The 16,551-nt window shown below is 58.0% G+C and carries 12 protein-coding genes and 3 tRNA genes; 12 read left to right on the forward strand and 3 right to left on the reverse strand.

Going from position 1 to position 16,551, the window contains the following annotated elements; all coding sequences use genetic code 11:
* The first annotated feature begins 49 nt into the window (after positions 1-49).
* Complete coding sequence (locus TU76_RS03120) at positions 50-1,765, forward strand: proline--tRNA ligase (protein ID WP_048351067.1); 1,716 nt, start codon at positions 50-52, stop codon at positions 1,763-1,765.
* Between the two features lie 17 nt (positions 1,766-1,782).
* Positions 1,783-2,736 (forward strand): hypothetical protein, encoded by a 954-nt coding sequence (locus TU76_RS03125; RefSeq protein ID WP_019827830.1) that lies wholly within the window; start codon positions 1,783-1,785, stop codon positions 2,734-2,736.
* A gap of 116 nt (positions 2,737-2,852) precedes the next feature.
* Here TU76_RS03125 and dinB read toward each other — a convergent pair whose 3' ends face one another.
* On the reverse strand, positions 2,853-3,914 hold the full coding sequence (dinB, locus tag TU76_RS03130; protein WP_048351068.1) for a DNA polymerase IV: 1,062 nt from the start codon (positions 3,912-3,914) through the stop codon (positions 2,853-2,855).
* A 289-nt stretch (positions 3,915-4,203) separates the two neighbouring features.
* On the opposite strand from dinB, the gene TU76_RS03135 reads away from it, so the two are divergent.
* From TU76_RS03135 to TU76_RS03155, 5 genes are all read left to right on the forward strand, one after another.
* Positions 4,204-4,280, forward strand: a tRNA-Met gene (locus TU76_RS03135).
* 321 nt (positions 4,281-4,601) lie between these two features.
* Positions 4,602-4,678: transfer RNA gene (locus tag TU76_RS03140), tRNA-Met, on the forward strand.
* A 162-nt stretch (positions 4,679-4,840) separates the two neighbouring features.
* Positions 4,841-4,917 (forward strand) — tRNA-Met (locus TU76_RS03145).
* Between the two features lie 259 nt (positions 4,918-5,176).
* Complete coding sequence (gene mprF / locus TU76_RS03150; protein ID WP_048351069.1) at positions 5,177-7,819, forward strand: bifunctional lysylphosphatidylglycerol flippase/synthetase MprF; 2,643 nt, start codon at positions 5,177-5,179, stop codon at positions 7,817-7,819.
* Positions 7,819-9,099 carry a virulence factor family protein gene (locus tag TU76_RS03155; RefSeq protein WP_048351070.1) on the forward strand — a complete coding sequence of 427 codons (1,281 nt, stop codon included), beginning with the start codon at positions 7,819-7,821 and terminating at the stop codon, positions 9,097-9,099. The genes mprF and TU76_RS03155 overlap by 1 nt, the downstream gene beginning before the upstream one ends.
* 167 nt (positions 9,100-9,266) lie before the next feature.
* Here TU76_RS03155 and TU76_RS03160 read toward each other — a convergent pair whose 3' ends face one another.
* Positions 9,267-11,168, reverse strand: coding sequence for a potassium transporter Kup (locus TU76_RS03160; protein WP_019827837.1), 1,902 nt, complete (start codon positions 11,166-11,168; stop codon positions 9,267-9,269).
* A 353-nt stretch (positions 11,169-11,521) separates the two neighbouring features.
* Here TU76_RS03160 and rimO point away from each other — a divergent pair, with 353 nt between their 5' ends.
* The 5 genes from rimO (at position 11,522) to tsaA (ending at position 15,572) form a co-directional block, all read left to right on the forward strand.
* Positions 11,522-12,859, forward strand: coding sequence for a 30S ribosomal protein S12 methylthiotransferase RimO (gene rimO / locus TU76_RS03165; protein WP_019827838.1), 1,338 nt, complete (start codon positions 11,522-11,524; stop codon positions 12,857-12,859).
* Between the two features lie 104 nt (positions 12,860-12,963).
* The gene (locus TU76_RS03170; protein ID WP_019827839.1) at positions 12,964-13,428 is read left to right on the forward strand and encodes a GNAT family N-acetyltransferase; all 465 of its coding nucleotides are present in this window, start codon (positions 12,964-12,966) and stop codon (positions 13,426-13,428) included.
* Positions 13,429-13,499: 71 nt separating this feature from the next.
* Positions 13,500-14,210, forward strand: coding sequence for an rRNA pseudouridine synthase (locus TU76_RS03175; RefSeq protein ID WP_019827841.1), 711 nt, complete (start codon positions 13,500-13,502; stop codon positions 14,208-14,210).
* Positions 14,211-14,280: 70 nt separating this feature from the next.
* On the forward strand, positions 14,281-14,742 hold the full coding sequence (locus TU76_RS03180; RefSeq protein WP_019827842.1) for a YehS family protein: 462 nt from the start codon (positions 14,281-14,283) through the stop codon (positions 14,740-14,742).
* A 134-nt stretch (positions 14,743-14,876) separates the two neighbouring features.
* Entirely contained in the window at positions 14,877-15,572 is a 696-nt protein-coding gene (gene tsaA, locus TU76_RS03185; RefSeq protein ID WP_046809431.1) for a tRNA (N6-threonylcarbamoyladenosine(37)-N6)-methyltransferase TrmO, read from the forward strand.
* A 119-nt stretch (positions 15,573-15,691) separates the two neighbouring features.
* On the opposite strand, the gene fpr is transcribed toward tsaA, so the two are convergent.
* Positions 15,692-16,471: a ferredoxin-NADP reductase gene (fpr, locus tag TU76_RS03190; RefSeq protein ID WP_019827846.1), complete on the reverse strand. Its 780-nt coding sequence runs from the start codon at positions 16,469-16,471 to the stop codon at positions 15,692-15,694.
* Positions 16,472-16,551 lie beyond the last annotated feature (80 nt).

Consider the following 16,551-nt stretch of genomic DNA (forward strand, 5'->3'; position numbering starts at 1 on the left):
CGTACAATGCCCAGTCATTTCTAGTCATCAGCAACGGCAACGACTAACCATGCGCACCAGCCAATATTTGCTCGCCACACAGAAAGAAACGCCTTCCGATGCGGTCGTTATCAGCCACCAGCTGATGCTGCGCGCCGGCATGATTCGCAAACTTGCTTCCGGCCTGTACACCTGGCTGCCCATGGGCCTGCGGATCATGCGCAAGGCTGAAGCCATTGTTCGCGAAGAAATGAACGCTGCTGGCGCTCTGGAAGTGCTGATGCCGAGCATCCAGCCGGCTGAGCTGTGGCAAGAGTCCGGTCGCTGGGAAGAGTACGGCGCCGAACTGCTGCGCCTGAAAGATCGCCACGGTCGCGAGTTCTGCGTAGGCCCGACCCACGAAGAAGTCATCACCGATCTGTGCCGCAACGAGCTGAACAGCTACAAGCAGTTGCCGATCAATCTGTATCAGATCCAGACCAAATTCCGTGACGAAACACGCCCGCGCTTTGGTTTGATGCGCGGCCGCGAGTTCATCATGAAGGACGCCTATTCGTTCCACGTCGACAACGCTTCGCTGCAGGTCACTTATGATCGCATGCACGAAGCCTACTGCAAGATATTCACCCGTCTGGGCCTGAACTTCCGCCCGGTTGAAGCGGACAACGGCTCCATCGGCGGTGCCGGCTCCCACGAGTTCCACGTTCTGGCAGAGTCTGGCGAAGACGACATCGTGTTCAGCAATGGTTCCGACTACGCAGCCAACATCGAAAAAGCCGAAGCCGTCCCTGTCGAAACGTCGCGCCCTGCGGCCACCCAGGAACTACGCCTGGTCGACACGCCAGATGCCAAAACCATCGCCCAACTGGTCGAAGGCTATGACCTGCCCATCGAAAAAACCGTCAAGACCCTGATCGTTCACGCCGCCGAAGAAGGCAAGCTGATCGCACTGGTTATTCGCGGTGATCACGAACTCAACGAAATCAAGGCCGGCAACCACCCATTGGTAGCAAGTCCGCTGGTCATGGCTTCGGATGCAGAACTGCGTGACGCCATAGGCGCCGGCGCGGGCTCCCTGGGCCCGCTGAACCTGCCACTGCCGTGCATCATCGACCGTTCGGTCGAATTGATGAGCGACTTCGGCGTGGGTGCCAACATCGATGACAAGCACTACTTCGGCGTGAACTGGGAGCGCGATCTACCGGTTCCTGCCATTGCCGACTTGCGCAACGTAGTCGCTGGCGACCCAAGCCCGGATGGCAAGGGCACGCTGGAAATCAAGCGTGGTATCGAAGTGGGTCACATCTTCCAGCTGGGCACCAAATACAGCGAAGCGATGAAGTGCCAGGTGCTGGGCGAAAACGGCAAGCCGGTAACGCTGGCAATGGGTTGCTACGGCATCGGTGTTTCCCGCGTCGTGGCAGCAGCCATCGAGCAGAACAACGACGAGCGCGGCATTATCTGGAGTGACGCTCTGGCTCCGTTCCAGGTGGCACTTGTACCTCTGCGCTACGAAACCGAAGCCGTACGTGAAGCCACCGACAAGCTCTACGCCGAACTGACGGCCGCAGGCTTTGAAGTGTTGCTGGACGATCGCGACAAGAAAACCAGCCCAGGTATCAAGTTCGCCGACATGGAACTGATCGGCATCCCTCACCGGATCGTAGTCAGTGACCGTGGCCTTGCAGAAGGCAATCTGGAATACAAGAGCCGCACCGAAGCAGAGCCACAAGCCCTGCCCGTTGCTGATGTGCTTGCCTTCCTTCAAGCCCGTATCGCTCGCTGAAACCAGATAGAGGCGTCATGTTCAAGCGAAGTACCTTAACCCTCGCAGGTGCCGCCATGAGCGGCGCCTTGCTGCTGAGCGGCTGTGCCAACCACATGTCGCAACGCAGCGAGCACGAGGAACGCATCGAGCGAAAACTCCTCGCCCATAGCCTTCTGATCGATGTTGGCTCGCCAGCAGTGCTTGAGTTGCCGCAACGTCGTGTACGCATCAATGAACAAAAGACCTTCGAGGTCACCGAGTTCGATGTCACACGGCATTACGACCGTTACACCCCTTACCAACCCTGGCGCGAAGTCTATGAGATTCCGCTGGGTGCGGTGGCTATCGTCGCGGGGGTGGGTGCCAATGTGCTTAACGTGTTCATGTTCGGGCAGCTTCCTGACAGCGTGACCAAAGACTGGATCAACTACGGCTTTGCCGGTGTAAACCCAGCGATGAACGTGCAGTCCCATGGCCGCGCCGAACAGAACCTGGCAGGTATTGATGATATTCAGCGCGACAAGCGCCTGGAGTATTCAAGCTTGCCTTGGGCCGAACGCCCGGTTGTGGTCAAGGCTGGTAAACAGACGCATGAGCTGACCACTGATCGCCACGGCGTACTGCGCCTCAACCTGCTGGACAGTCCTTTTGCCGAGCAAGACCTCAATCACATCGGCAAACTGACCATCATGGTTGAAGACGCTCAGGACGAAACCCATTCGAACACAACCCTGTCGATCAGCAGTAACCTGCGCGGCAAGTTGCTCGAAGCCCACAACCTGATCTACGACGACCTGGAGGGTGACGACGTCAACCAATGGGTACATCGAGTCAAGCGCTTGTCGGAACTGGGACTGGAAGAAGAAGCCAGCGAACTGGAACAAAGCCTGATCGAACTCACCCGCAACGATCCCGAGCTGCAACGCGAGTTCCTTCATTCCCTGACCAAGAATGCCGGACGACTGGTGGCAGATCCAGGCGTTAGCTGACGCACATCGTTGTAGCCGCTGCCGCAGGCTGCGATAAGGGCTGCAACAGCTTCATTTTGGGGCTGCTGCTACCCCATCGCAGCCTCGTTACCTCGCCAGCGGCAACAGCGCTTGGTTTACCCCTTGAACAGCTCCAACTGTTCAAACCCGCTGTTCAAATCCTGCAAACGTACGCCAAGCCCGAGCAATCGAACGGGTTTGGCGCCGCGGGCAAACGCCTGGCTCAACAACCCCTCATAACTCTCAAGATCACGCCCGGCACCGGACTGCTCCAGCGTGGTCTGGGTAAAGTCGTGGAATTTCACTTTGACGAACGGCTTGCCTGGCCGATAACTGCTGTCTATACGCGCAATGCGGCGAGTCAGCGTCTCAAGCAATTCAGGGACTTTTTCAAGGCAACTGGCCAGATCCGGCAAGTCGGTATCGTAGGTGTTTTCCACGCTAACAGACTGACGTCGACTGTCACTCTGCACCAAACGGTCATCAATCCCTCGAGCCAAACCCCATAGACGCTCACCAAAACTGCCGAACTCACGCACAAGTGCCAGTTTTTTCCAGTCACGCAACTGTAGGCAGGTCTCAATTCCCAATCGCCCGAGCCTGTCCGCAGTCACTTTGCCCACTCCGTGCAACTTGTTGACGGGCAACGCGGACACGAAGTCTTCGACTTGATCCGGAGTAATGACGAACAATCCATTGGGTTTCTTCCAGTCACTGGCGATCTTGGCCAGAAACTTGTTAGGGGCCACGCCCGCCGATACGGTGATGTGCAGCTGATTGGAGACCCTGCGCCGAATCTCCTGGGCAATGCGCGTGGCACTGCCCGAAAAATGCGGGCTTTCAGATACGTCCAGATACGCCTCATCCAATGACAGCGGCTCTATCAAGTCGGTGTAATCGCGCAGGATGCCGTGGATTTCTTTCGACGCTTCTTTATAGGCGTCCATCCTGCCGTTAACGATGATCAGGTCCGGGCACAGCTTGAGCGCATGCCGGGACGCCATCGCCGAACGCACACCATAAGCCCGCGCTTCATAGTTACAGGTCGAAATCACCCCTCGCCGGTCGGCGGAGCCGCCGACTGCCATCGGCTTGTTTGCCAGGCTCGGGTCATCGCGCATCTCAATAGCGGCATAGAAACAGTCACAATCGACGTGGATGATTTTGCGCTGCGTCATGTAAGGCGACGTTCTTCAAGGGAGTAGGCAATGCGGATCGCCAGTATGTCACTGCGAACTGTATATAGCACCAGTACTCTGGTTTTTGCCCGACAGGCGTGGGCATTTTTGATGCTGAATTGTTTTTTTCAATCGAATCCAACCTACCAATAGAGCCACACCCCTTATAGAACATGGCCTGCAGCCACTTTTACAACTGCTTTTTCTATCTAAGCAGTTGAAGCAGAACGCTTTTTTCTAAATTAACGTTTGACAGCCCCGCGTATCGCTGTAGAATCCACCCCACAGACGCGGGATGGAGCAGTCTGGTAGCTCGTCGGGCTCATAACCCGAAGGTCGTCGGTTCAAATCCGGCTCCCGCAACCAAACATCGAAAAAGGCTACTCGAAAGAGTGGCCTTTTTTGTGCGCGCCTGTTTTGTAGCTCGACTTACTTGTAGCCGCTGCCGAAAGAATGAGGCTGCATTCGGCAGCGAAGCTGTCGTAAAACCTGAGCACCCAACAAACCTGACACACCAAGGCGCCTGACTTGCGACGGCTTCGCCGCCTAAAGCAGCCTTCGTTCCTCGGCAGCTGCTACAGACCGAACTGCCCCAACCCAAAAAAAGGCCTGTTTTGATCTTATTCGGGTCATTTATACATTAAAGGTTGACTCGCTCCCGCATCACTGTAGAGTGCGCTCCACAGACGCGGGATGGAGCAGTCTGGTAGCTCGTCGGGCTCATAACCCGAAGGTCGTCGGTTCAAATCCGGCTCCCGCAACCAAACATTAAAAGGCTACTCGAAAGAGTGGCCTTTTTTGTGCCTGAGTGTTTTCCCCTCCTCCTGACATTCAGGCACCAAAGGAATTAAAACCGGTTATTTCAACCGCTTACGACATTTTAGGTTGACACCTGCGCGTTCCTCTGTAGAATGCGCCCACACAGACGCGGGATGGAGCAGTCTGGTAGCTCGTCGGGCTCATAACCCGAAGGTCGTCGGTTCAAATCCGGCTCCCGCAACCAAACATCAAAAAAGGCTACTCGAAAGAGTGGCCTTTTTTGTGCGCGCTCGAAAAGTCTGCGCCAAGCGCTTATCGACCCCGAGCGTCATATTTCCGAAAGCCCCGTCGTCTATGCTCTCTGGCAACAATTACCCTTTTTGTCAGGGCCAAACCTGAACCTCAGGCAAACGATTGCACACATTTAGAAATATTTTCACCAAAAGGATTGGTAACTTGAGCCTATGCCGCCATCCTATCGCGCACGATCCACGAGGTGATTGATGCCCGATAACTCGCCAGAACCTAAAGAAGCCGTCACAGCAGCCCACCCCATTGCCGCAACTCGATTGCGCTGGCTGGATTTGCTGAGCAAGTATCGTCAACCCATTGGCCTGGCACTTACGCTGCTGCTGTTTGCGATAGCACTGATTGCGTGTCGCCACCTGCTCAGCGAACTTGACCTGTACGCCCTGCAAGACTCGATCCTGGAAGTCCCCAAGCCAGCCCTCTTCGGCGCATTGGCCGCGACTGCCGTGGGCTTTGTGATCCTGCTTGGGTATGAGTGGTCCGCCAGCCGGTATGCCGGGGTCAAGCTGCCACCCAAAACCCTGGCGCTGGGCGGCTTCACCGCCTTTGCCATCGGCAATGCTATCGGCCTGTCGCTGCTCTCCGGCGGCTCGGTGCGATATCGCCTGTATGCACGACATGGCGTAGGCGCATCAGAAGTTGCCCATATGACGTTGTTCGCCAGCCTGTCACTGGGTTGTGCACTGCCACCGCTGGCAGCGCTGGCCACGTTGAGTAATTTACCTGCCGCCTCCGCTGCCCTGCATATCCCCGCTTATCTATTGGGCGCGATTGCTTTTGCGGTTCTGGCGCTGTTCGGGTTACTGGCGCTGGGCATCTATCGTCGACGCCTGCCTGAACAACCCATACCGGACAACCTGCTGGTAAAGGCCGGGCGTCGTACGTTACGCCTGCCAAGTCCGCGCCTGACCTTCCTGCAATTGGTCATTACAGCCCTGGACGTCGCGGCTGCGGCCACCGTGCTGTATTTGCTGTTGCCCGAAGCACCGCCCTTGGGCGCCTTTATGCTGGTTTATCTGTTGGCACTGGCTGCGGGCGTACTCAGCCATGTGCCCGGCGGCGTAGGGGTTTTTGAAGCCATCTTGCTGGCCGCCTTTGCCGACAAGCTCGGCGCAGCCCCCTTGGCTGCTGCCCTGCTGCTGTATCGCATGATTTATGTGATTGTGCCGCTGCTGATTGCCTGCCTGATGCTGTTGATCAACGAAGCCCAGCGCCTGATTCACACGCGACAAAGCCTGCGGGTTGCCTCCGGGCTGGCCGCTCCGGTTCTGGCGATACTGGTGTTTATGTCCGGCGTGGTCCTGCTGTTTTCCGGGGCCACCCCTGAGATTGACACGCGCCTCGAGCACATTGGTTTTCTGATCCCCCATCGCCTGATTGACGCATCGCACTTTGGCGCCAGCCTGATCGGCGTGCTGTGCTTATTGCTCGCACAAGGCCTGCGCCGACGCCTGTCTGCTGCCTGGATGCTAACCACGATTCTGCTGCTGGTTGGCGCCGTGCTTTCCCTGCTTAAAGGCTTTGACTGGGAGGAAGCAACTGTCCTGGTCATGACCGCCAGCCTGCTGGGCCTGTTCCGCCGCTCGTTCTACCGCCCTAGCCGTCTGACCGAGTTGCCGTTTTCGCCGCTCTATCTGGTGGCCAGTGTCTGCGTGCTGGGCGCCTCGATCTGGTTATTGCTGTTTGCCTATCAAGACGTCCCTTACAGCCATCAACTGTGGTGGCAGTTCACCCTCGACTCGGACGCCCCACGGGGCCTGCGTTCATTGCTGGGCGCTGCCGTGCTGCTGGTGATCGTGTCGCTGACCTGGCTGCTGCGAACCGCACGTCCGGTGATCCATTTACCCGATGCCACCGAGCTGCAAAGAGCCGGGAAAATCATCCTGGCCTCCGATCAGCCCGACGGCGGCCTGGCGCTCACAGGTGACAAGGCCCTGCTGTTTCATCCGGACGAGAACGCCTTCCTGATGTACGCCCGGCGCGGGCGCAGCCTGGTGGCACTCTACGACCCGATCGGTCCACCCCAGCAGCGGGCCGAGTTGATCTGGCAGTTTCGTGACCTGTGCGACACCGTCCACGCCCGCCCCGTGTTCTATCAGGTTCGTGCCGAGAACTTGCCGTTCTACATGGACATTGGCCTGACCGCGATCAAGCTTGGCGAAGAAGCCCGAGTGGACTTGCACAGCTTTGATCTCGAAGCCAAGGGCAAGGAGATGAAAGACCTGCGCTACACCTGGAACCGCGGCACCCGTGACGGTTTGTCACTGGAGATCCACGAACCGGGTGAAGCCCCGATGGACGAGCTAAAGGTCATTTCGGATGCCTGGCTTACCGGTAAAAACGTGCGTGAAAAAGGCTTCTCGCTGGGTCGTTTCAGCGAGGACTACATCAAACACTTCCGCGTGGCGATCATTCGCTTCGAAGGCAAACCGGTGGCCTTCGCCAACCTGCTTGAGACCCACAGCCACGAACTGTCGAGCCTCGACTTGATGCGCGCCCACCCGCAAGCGCCAAAACTGACCATGGAATTCATGATGGTGGGTTTGATTCAGCATTATAAAAAGCATGGATACGCACGTTTTAGCCTGGGAATGGTACCTCTGTCCGGCCTGCAACCCCGTCGCGGCGCACCGTTGACCCAGCGTTTAGGGTCGATGCTGTTCCAGCGCGGCGAGCACCTGTACAACTTCCAGGGTTTGCGCCGCTTTAAAGATAAATTCCAGCCCGACTGGGAACCTCGTTATATGGCCGTGCCCGCCGGACTTGATCCGCTCGTAGCCCTGGCTGATACCGCCGCCCTGATTGCAGGCGGCTTGACTGGATTGGTGAAACGTTAATGAAACATCGTTCCTGGCGGTTTTTGTTGCTTGCCTTGATAGTTTTGGTCGCACTGGCAGCAGGCGGCTATTGGTTCTGGAATCGCCCCGCGCCTGAGCCAACAATTGAACACCTGAGCCAAACCGATGGCTCGACCCTGACCAGAGTCACTCCCGGCCAAAAAGCCCAGGCCCGGGTGGTGATCGCCACCCCGGCCGAAGAAGCGCTCAACGACAAGCAGCTACTGGCCTTGAGCCGTGGCGGCAAAGCGCAGCTGGTGCAAGTGATACTGCCCAAGGAGGATTGCACCCTGCAGCAGCAAGCCCTGCAAAGCGCTCTGCAACAACTCAAGGGTCCTGCGACGCTGGTCAGCGGCATCGGTCCGGGGGCAACCCTGGCCTGGCGCTGGCTGGCCGAGCAAACAAACGACAAGGCACAAGCCGTGTCGGTGGGCTTCAAGCTCGAAGAGCCGGGCTGTGCCCTGCCCGTTCCGAAAACCACTGCCCACGGCAACTGGCTGGTGGCCTGGAACGACAACCCTGACGACCCGAGCGCTGCGTTCGTACGTGATCAACCTAACGCCCAGACCAGCATCAGCGACTACGACATTCATTACCCCCAAGTACTGAGCAACGAACTGCGCAAAATACTGGTGGGCGATGAAAACGGCGGGTTGAGCATGCCGGTGGTCGAAGTGCCCGCAGGCCAGCAAAACAGCACCGTCACCCTGTTCCTGTCTGGTGATGGTGGCTGGCGTGACCTGGACCGCGACGTGGCCGGTGAGATGGCCAAGATCGGCTACCCGGTGGTCGGCATCGATATGCTGCGCTACTACTGGCAGCATAAAACCCCCGAACAAAGCGCCACCGACCTGACCGAACTGATGCAGCACTACCGTCAAAAGTGGGGCACCCAGCGCTTTGTGCTGGTGGGCTACTCGTTTGGTGCGGACGTATTGCCTGCCACCTACAATCGCCTGCCTGAAGCCGAACAAAAGCGCGTCGACTCAATCATGCTCCTGGCATTTGCCCGCAGCGGCAGCTTCGAGATCCATGTCGATGGCTGGCTCGGCAAAGCGGGTGCAGAAGCCGATACCGGCGAGGAGATGTCCAAACTGCCTGCCAGCAAGGTGGTGTGCATCTATGGCGCAGAAGAAGTCGATGAAAGCGGCTGTACCGCCAAGACAGCCGTGGGCGAAAGCCTGAAGCTGCCCGGCGGGCACCACTTCGATGAAAACTACCCGGCCCTGGCTCAGCGCCTGGTGGACCTGATCAAGAAGCATCAAGCTACTGCCGAGTAAGTCACCCGTGGGAGCGGGCTTGCTCGCGATGGGTGCGCTGCGGTTTATCAGGCAAACCGCGGCGCCTGTATCGCGAGCAAGCCCGCCCCCACAAAAGCGCCTCCCTCCTGCACAAAAAAGCCCCGACTCTCACGAGCCGGGGCTTTTTATTGGCGACCTGAACGCGACTACATCTCGACCTGGGTCCCCAGCTCGATCACCCGATTAAGCGGCAGCTTGAAGAAGCGCAAGTTGCTGTTGGCGTTCTTGAGCATGAACGCGAACAACCCTTCGCGCCAACGCGCCATGCCTACCAGCTTGGACGCAATCACCGTCTCCCGGCTAAGGAAGTACGTGGTACGCATGGGGCTGAAATCCAGCTCATCGAGATGGCACAGTTTCAACGCCTCAGGCACATCCGGCTCGTCCATGAAACCAAAGTGCAGGATCACCCGAAAGAAGCCATCTCCATACGAATCCACCTCGAAACGACGCGATGCAGGCACCCGGGGCGAATCTTCGTTGACCACCGTCAGCAAGACCACTTGCTCGTGCAGTACCTGGTTGTGCAGCAGGTTGTGCAACAGTGCGTGAGGCACCGCGTCCGGACGCGCCGTTAGAAACACCGCTGTACCTTGAACCCGATGCGGCGGCTGAACCCGGATGCTGCTGATAAACAGCGGCAGTGGCAGCGCACTTTCGTCAAGGCGGTCCACCAGCAGTTGCTTGCCGCGCCGCCAGGTGGTCATCAGGACAAACAGCACAATCCCTGCCAATACCGGAAAGGCACCGCCCTGCACAATTTTCGGCACGTTGGCAGCAAAGAACAGACCGTCCACCAACAGAAAACCAATCAGCACAGGCACAGCCAGAATCGGCGGCCATTTCCACAGCAACAGCATCACCGCCGACACCAAAATACTGGTGATCAGCATAGTGCCGGTCACGGCCACCCCGTAGGCCGAGGCCAGTGCGCCCGAGGACTCAAAGCCCAGCACCAGTAAAATCACCCCGACCATCAGCGACCAGTTAACCGCACCGATGTATATCTGACCCTGCTCGGCACTGGAGGTGTGCTGGATGTGCATGCGCGGGATGTAACCCAGTTGAATCGCCTGATGGGTCAAGGAGAAGGCCCCGGAAATCACCGCCTGGGAGGCAATCACGGTGGCCAGCGTGGCCAGACCCACCAGAGGAATCAACGCCCAGGCCGGCGCCAGCAGATAGAACGGGTTACGAGCTGCCTCGGGGTTTTCCAGGAGCAAGGCGCCCTGCCCGAAGTAATTGAGCACCAGCGCGGGCAATACCAATATGAACCAGGCACGGGCAATCGGCTTTCGCCCAAAGTGCCCCATATCGGCATACAACGCTTCAGCCCCGGTCAGTGCCAGCACCACAGCACCCAGAATGGCCACACCCATGCCCGGGTGCGAGACGAAGAAACGCACGCCCCAGACCGGATTCAGCGCATTGAGTACTTCAGGATGCTGAACGATGCCATGGATACCCAGCCCGCCCAACACGACAAACCACAGCACCATGATAGGACCGAACAGCTTGCCCAGAGTGGCTGTTCCTCGGCGCTGGATCAAAAACAGGGCCACCAGCACGATCAGGGCCAGCGGTACGACCCAGCGTTCCAGCCCGCTGAACGCCAGCTCAAGCCCTTCAACGGCGGATAACACCGAGATCGCCGGGGTGATCATGCTGTCACCGTAAAACAGCGAAGCACCGATCAACCCGAGTATCACCAAAACCGAACGCAACCTGGGATAGGGCGAAGCAGCACGTCGCGCCAGCGCGGTCAGGGCCATGATGCCGCCCTCTCCTTCGTTGTCGGCCCGTAGAATGAACAGCACGTACTTGATCGAAACCACCCAGATCAGCGACCACAGGATCAGCGCCAAAATACCGAAGACGCCATCATGGTTGACTTGCACGCCATACCCGCCCGAAAACACCTCTTTAAGGGTGTACAGGGGGCTGGTACCAATATCGCCATAGACCACACCGACCGCTGCAACCAGCATCCCGATGGGTTTGGCCTTTGAATGACCGTCTTCTGCCGCCTGACTACTTGCCTGCCCCATCAACCACCCCTACGACCATGGACCGCGTTTCTTAATGGTTTGCGCTACATTTGATCAGCAGCATGCGCTGATTTCCTGACTGTTATCTACGGCTCCTGCCTACAAAATCACGCGAGTTAAAAACCCTGCTTTCGCAACGGCGCGCAGCATAGCGCAGCACTCGTCGCAAATCCCCGCATAACGCTGGTCAAGTGCGTTGACCATAGCTAAAATTGCGCACTTTTTTTGATCAGAGGCGCACAAGGGTCTGCTGCACTACATTGAGGACCTCAATGGAGGCAAGCCGATCCAAAGCGCCCGTTCGTCGTGCAGCCTTTACGGGCATGTAACGTCACTACATACCGAGGTTCGCCATGTCCACCGTTACCAAGCCTGCCAACCCGAAGGTTGGCTTTGTCTCCCTGGGTTGCCCGAAAGCGCTGGTCGACTCCGAGCGCATCCTTACGCAGCTGCGTATGGAAGGCTACGATGTCGTCTCCACCTACCAGGACGCTGACGTCGTGGTGGTCAACACCTGTGGCTTCATCGACAGCGCAAAAGCTGAATCCCTGGAAGTGATTGGTGAAGCCATCAAGGAAAACGGCAAAGTCATCGTGACCGGCTGCATGGGTGTCGAAGAGGGCGCTATCCGCAACGTACACCCAAGCGTGCTCGCCGTTACCGGCCCGCAGCAGTACGAGCAAGTGGTCAACGCCGTGCACCAGGTAGTGCCGCCGCGCCAGGATCACAACCCGCTGATCGACCTGGTGCCGCCTCAAGGCATCAAGCTGACTCCGCGTCATTACGCCTACCTTAAGATTTCCGAAGGCTGCAACCACAGCTGCAGCTTCTGCATCATCCCGTCGATGCGCGGCAAACTGGTCAGCCGCCCGGTCGGTGACGTCCTCGACGAAGCCCAACGTCTGGTCAAGGCTGGCGTAAAAGAGCTGCTGGTGATTTCTCAGGACACCAGTGCCTACGGTGTTGACGTTAAGTACCGTACCGGCTTCTGGAACGGTGCGCCGGTCAAGACCCGCATGACCGAACTCTGTGAAGCGCTCAGCTCGCTGGGCGTCTGGGTACGCCTGCACTACGTTTACCCGTACCCGCACGTTGACGAACTGATCCCGCTGATGGCCGCCGGCAAGATCCTGCCGTACCTGGACATCCCGTTCCAGCACGCAAGCCCCAAAGTGCTCAAGGCCATGAAACGCCCGGCATTTGAAGACAAGACCCTGGCCCGCATCAAAAACTGGCGCGTGATCTGCCCGGATCTGATCATCCGTTCAACCTTCATCGTCGGCTTCCCGGGCGAAACCGAAGAAGACTTCCAGTACCTGCTCGACTGGCTGACCGAAGCGCAACTGGATCGCGTGGGTTGCTTCCAGTATTCGCCGGTAGAAGGTGCACCCGCCAACCTGCTGGACGCGGCCATCGTCCCGGATGACGTCAAGCAGGATCGCTGGGACCGCTTCATGGCCCATCAACAGGCCATCAGCGCCGCACGCCTGCAGATGAAAATCGGCAAGGACATCGAAGTCCTGATCGACGAAGTTGATGAGCAAGGCGCTGTTGGCCGCTGCTTCTTCGACGCTCCGGAAATCGACGGCAACGTGTTTATCGCCACCGACAAAGACATCAAGCCGGGCGACAAGATCATGTGCCGCGTCACCGACGCCGATGAGTATGACTTGTGGGCTGAAGTGATCTAAATCGCGACTGCCTCTCAAAAAGCCCTGCCGCTCTCGCGACAGGGCTTTTTTTACGTCTATTGTTGAGCCATTGCTTTCCATATCTGTGTCAGGAGACATGCTTGATGCAACAAAAATGGGTCATCCATACGCCACGCCTTACTGACTTCAAAGAACTGACCGACGTGTGGGAAGCATCGGTACGGGCCACACATGACTTTTTGCCTGACAGCTATATCCAACTGTTACGAGGCCTGGTCAATGATCAATACCTGGATGCGGTGATGCTGATCTGCTGCAAGGATCCCGTCAGCAAGCGCATTACCGGCTTTGCCGGCGTGGCGACGGGTAAGGTGGAAATGCTGTTTATCCATCCTGACCATCGGGGGCAAGGCATAGGCAAGTGCCTGTTGATGTTCGCCATCAACGAACTGAATGCCGAACGACTCGACGTCAATGAGCAAAACCCGCAAGCCATCGGGTTCTACCTCAAACAAGGGTTTGAGGTCATCGGACGCTGCGAAAATGATGGCCTTGGCCAGCCTTATCCATTGCTGCACCTGCGGTATAAACGCCCAGCACGCTCATAAGGCAAATGTTGCCGGGCTTAACCGGCGCCAGGCGGGTACAATAGCCGCCCAATTCCTATACGGCCCCTGTCATGTCTGAACCGATACGTCTCTCCAAACGCCTCATCGAACTCGTCGGCTGCTCCCGCCGTGAGGCCGAACTGTTCATTGAAGGTGGCTGGGTCACGGTAGATGGCGAAGTCATCGACGAGCCGCAATTCAAAGTCGACAACCAAAAAGTCGAGCTGGACCCAGAGGCCAAGGCTACTGCACCAGAGCCTGTGACCATCTTGCTGAACGCCCCGGCGGGCCTGGACACCGATAGCGCCATGGCGTTGATCGGCCCGGAAACGCTGAGCGAAGAGCACCGCTTCGGCAAGCGCCCGCTAAAAGGCCATTTCCTGCGCCTGAGCGTTGGCAACGAGCTGCAAGCCAACGCCAGCGGCCTGCTGGTGTTTACCCAAGACTGGAAGATCGTGCGCAAGCTGACGGCCGATGCTAACAAGATCGAGCAGGAGTACGTGGTTGAAGTCTCTGGCGAGATGGCTCCCCACGGTTTGAACCGCCTCAATCACGGCATGACCTACAAAGGTCGCGAGCTGCCTGCGGTCAAGGCCAGCTGGCAGAGTGAAAACCGCCTGCGCTTTGCGATGAAAAATCCGCAGCCAGGTGTCATTGCACTGTTCTGCCAGGCCGTCGGCCTGACGGTCATCTCGATCCGCCGGATTCGTATTGGCGGCGTGTCGATGGGCAAATTGCCTGTCGGCCAATGGCGCTACATGAGCGCCAAAGAAAAGTTCTAACCCTACACAGAACATTTCGACACCGCAGCAATGCCTGCGGTGCTCACTGCTGAATATCAGGATTACCCACATGATTCATAACGACGTACTGCGTAGCGTGCGCTACATGCTCGACATCAGCGACAACAAGGTTGTCGAAATCATCAAGCTTGGCGGCCTGGACGTGACCAAGGAAGACGTACTGACCTACCTGAAGAAAGACGAAGAAGAAGGTTTTGTTCGTTGCCCTGACGACGTGATGGCGCACTTTCTTGATGGCCTGGTGATCTTCAAGCGTGGCAAGGACGAAAGCCGTGCGCCGATGCCTGTCGAACTGCCAGTGACCAACAACATCATCCTTAAAAAGCTGCGCGTGGCCTTCGAACTCAAGGAAGACGACATGCACGCCATCCTCAAGGCGGCCGGTTTTCCGGTGTCCAAGCCTGAGCTGAGCGCCCTGTTCCGCAAGTTCGGTCACACCAACTACCGCACGTGTGGCGACCAGTTACTGCGCAACTTCCTGAAAGGCCTGACCCTGCGCGTTCGCGACTGAAAACACACCTCCTGTGGGAGCGGGCTTGCTCGCGATTCAGACGCCTCGGTCCATCTGAACCACTGGGGCGTTGCTATCGCGAGCAAGCCCGCTCCCACAAGAACCTGACCTGACCCACCAGCCCGACATCCTCCATGACCTATACCGTCTCCCCCATCGGATTTGTGCGCTCCTGCTTCAAGGAAAAATTCGCCATCCCCCGTCAGCCGCAACTGGCCCCGGCCGCCCGTGGCGTACTGGAGCTGGTCGCGCCGTTCGATCAGGGCGATGCGGTGCAAGGGCTGGAGCAGGTCAGCCATGTCTGGTTGCTGTTCGTTTTCCATCAGGCGCTCGAAGACAAACCCCGCCTCAAGGTGCGTCCGCCACGCCTTGGCGGCAACAAGTCGATGGGAGTGTTTGCAACCCGTGCAACCCATCGCCCGAATGGCATCGGCCAGTCCGTGGTCAAACTGGACAAGGTTGAAGCCAATCGCCTGTGGATTTCCGGAATCGACCTGCTCGACGGCACGCCAATTCTCGATATCAAACCCTACGTGCCTTACGCAGACATCATCACCGATGCCAGCAATGGCATGGCCAGCGCGGCACCGGCGTTGATTCCCGTGGTGTGGGCCGATACGGCCCTGCAACAGGCCCATGCGCAGGCTCTGCGCCTTCAGGAGCCACTGGTGGCGCTGATCGAGCAATGCCTGGCGCAAGACCCCCGCCCGGCCTACCAGACGCCGGCACCCGAACGAGAGTACGGCGCGCAGTTTTGGGATCTGGACGTACGCTGGCATTACCCCGAGCCCGGCCTGATCTGTGTGCTTGAAGTCATTCCCAAGCAGTGACCTGAAACGCAATGTGGGAGCGAGCCTGCTCGCGATTGTGAAGTGCCACTCACCGGATGGGTGACTGACAGGTCGTAATCGCGAGCAGGCTCGCTCCCACATTTTTAGATCTGCGTTTGTTACTTCTCTACGAAGGCGCGCTCGATCAGGTAGTCACCCGGCTCACGCATACGCGGCGAGACTTTCAGACCGAAGCTGTTCAGCACTTCGCTGGTTTCGTCGAGCATGCTCGGGCTGCCGCACAACATGGCGCGGTCGTCCTGAGGGTTGATCGGTGGCAGACCGATATCGCTGAACAACTTGCCGCTGCGCATCAGATCGGTCAGGCGACCTTCGTTCTCGAAGGGCTCACGGGTCACGGTTGGGTAGTAGATCAGCTTTTCACGCAGCGCTTCGCCGAAGAACTCGTTCTGTGGCAGGTGCTCGGTGATGAACTCGCGGTAGGCGACTTCATTGACGTAACGCACGCCGTGGCACAGGATCACTTTTTCGAAACGCTCGTAAGTTTCCGGGTCCTGGATGACGCTCATAAATGGCGCCAAGCCAGTGCCGGTGCTGAGCAGATACAGATGTTTACCCGGCTTCAAGTCGTCCAGTACCAGCGTACCCGTAGGCTTTTTGCTGATGATGATCTCGTCGCCTTCCTTCAAGTGCTGCAACTGGGAGGTCAGCGGGCCATCCGGCACCTTGATGCTGAAGAACTCCAGATGCTCTTCCCAGTTCGGGCTGGCGATCGAGTAGGCACGCATAAGCGGACGGCCGTTGGGTTGTTGCAGGCCGATCATCACGAACTGACCGTTCTCGAAGCGCAGACCCGGGTCGCGGGTGCACTTGAAGCTGAACAGGGTGTCATTCCAGTGATGAACACTGAGGACACGTTCGTGGTTCATGTTGCTCATGTACGGGGCTCCTAATTTCGCCTGCGCTGACTATGGGCGCGATTGCACAGCATTCTAATGGCGGCGACAATATCTGTTAA

The organism is Pseudomonas psychrophila, assembly GCF_001043005.1.
GTDB classification, from domain to species: Bacteria; Pseudomonadota; Gammaproteobacteria; order Pseudomonadales; family Pseudomonadaceae; genus Aquipseudomonas; species Aquipseudomonas psychrophila.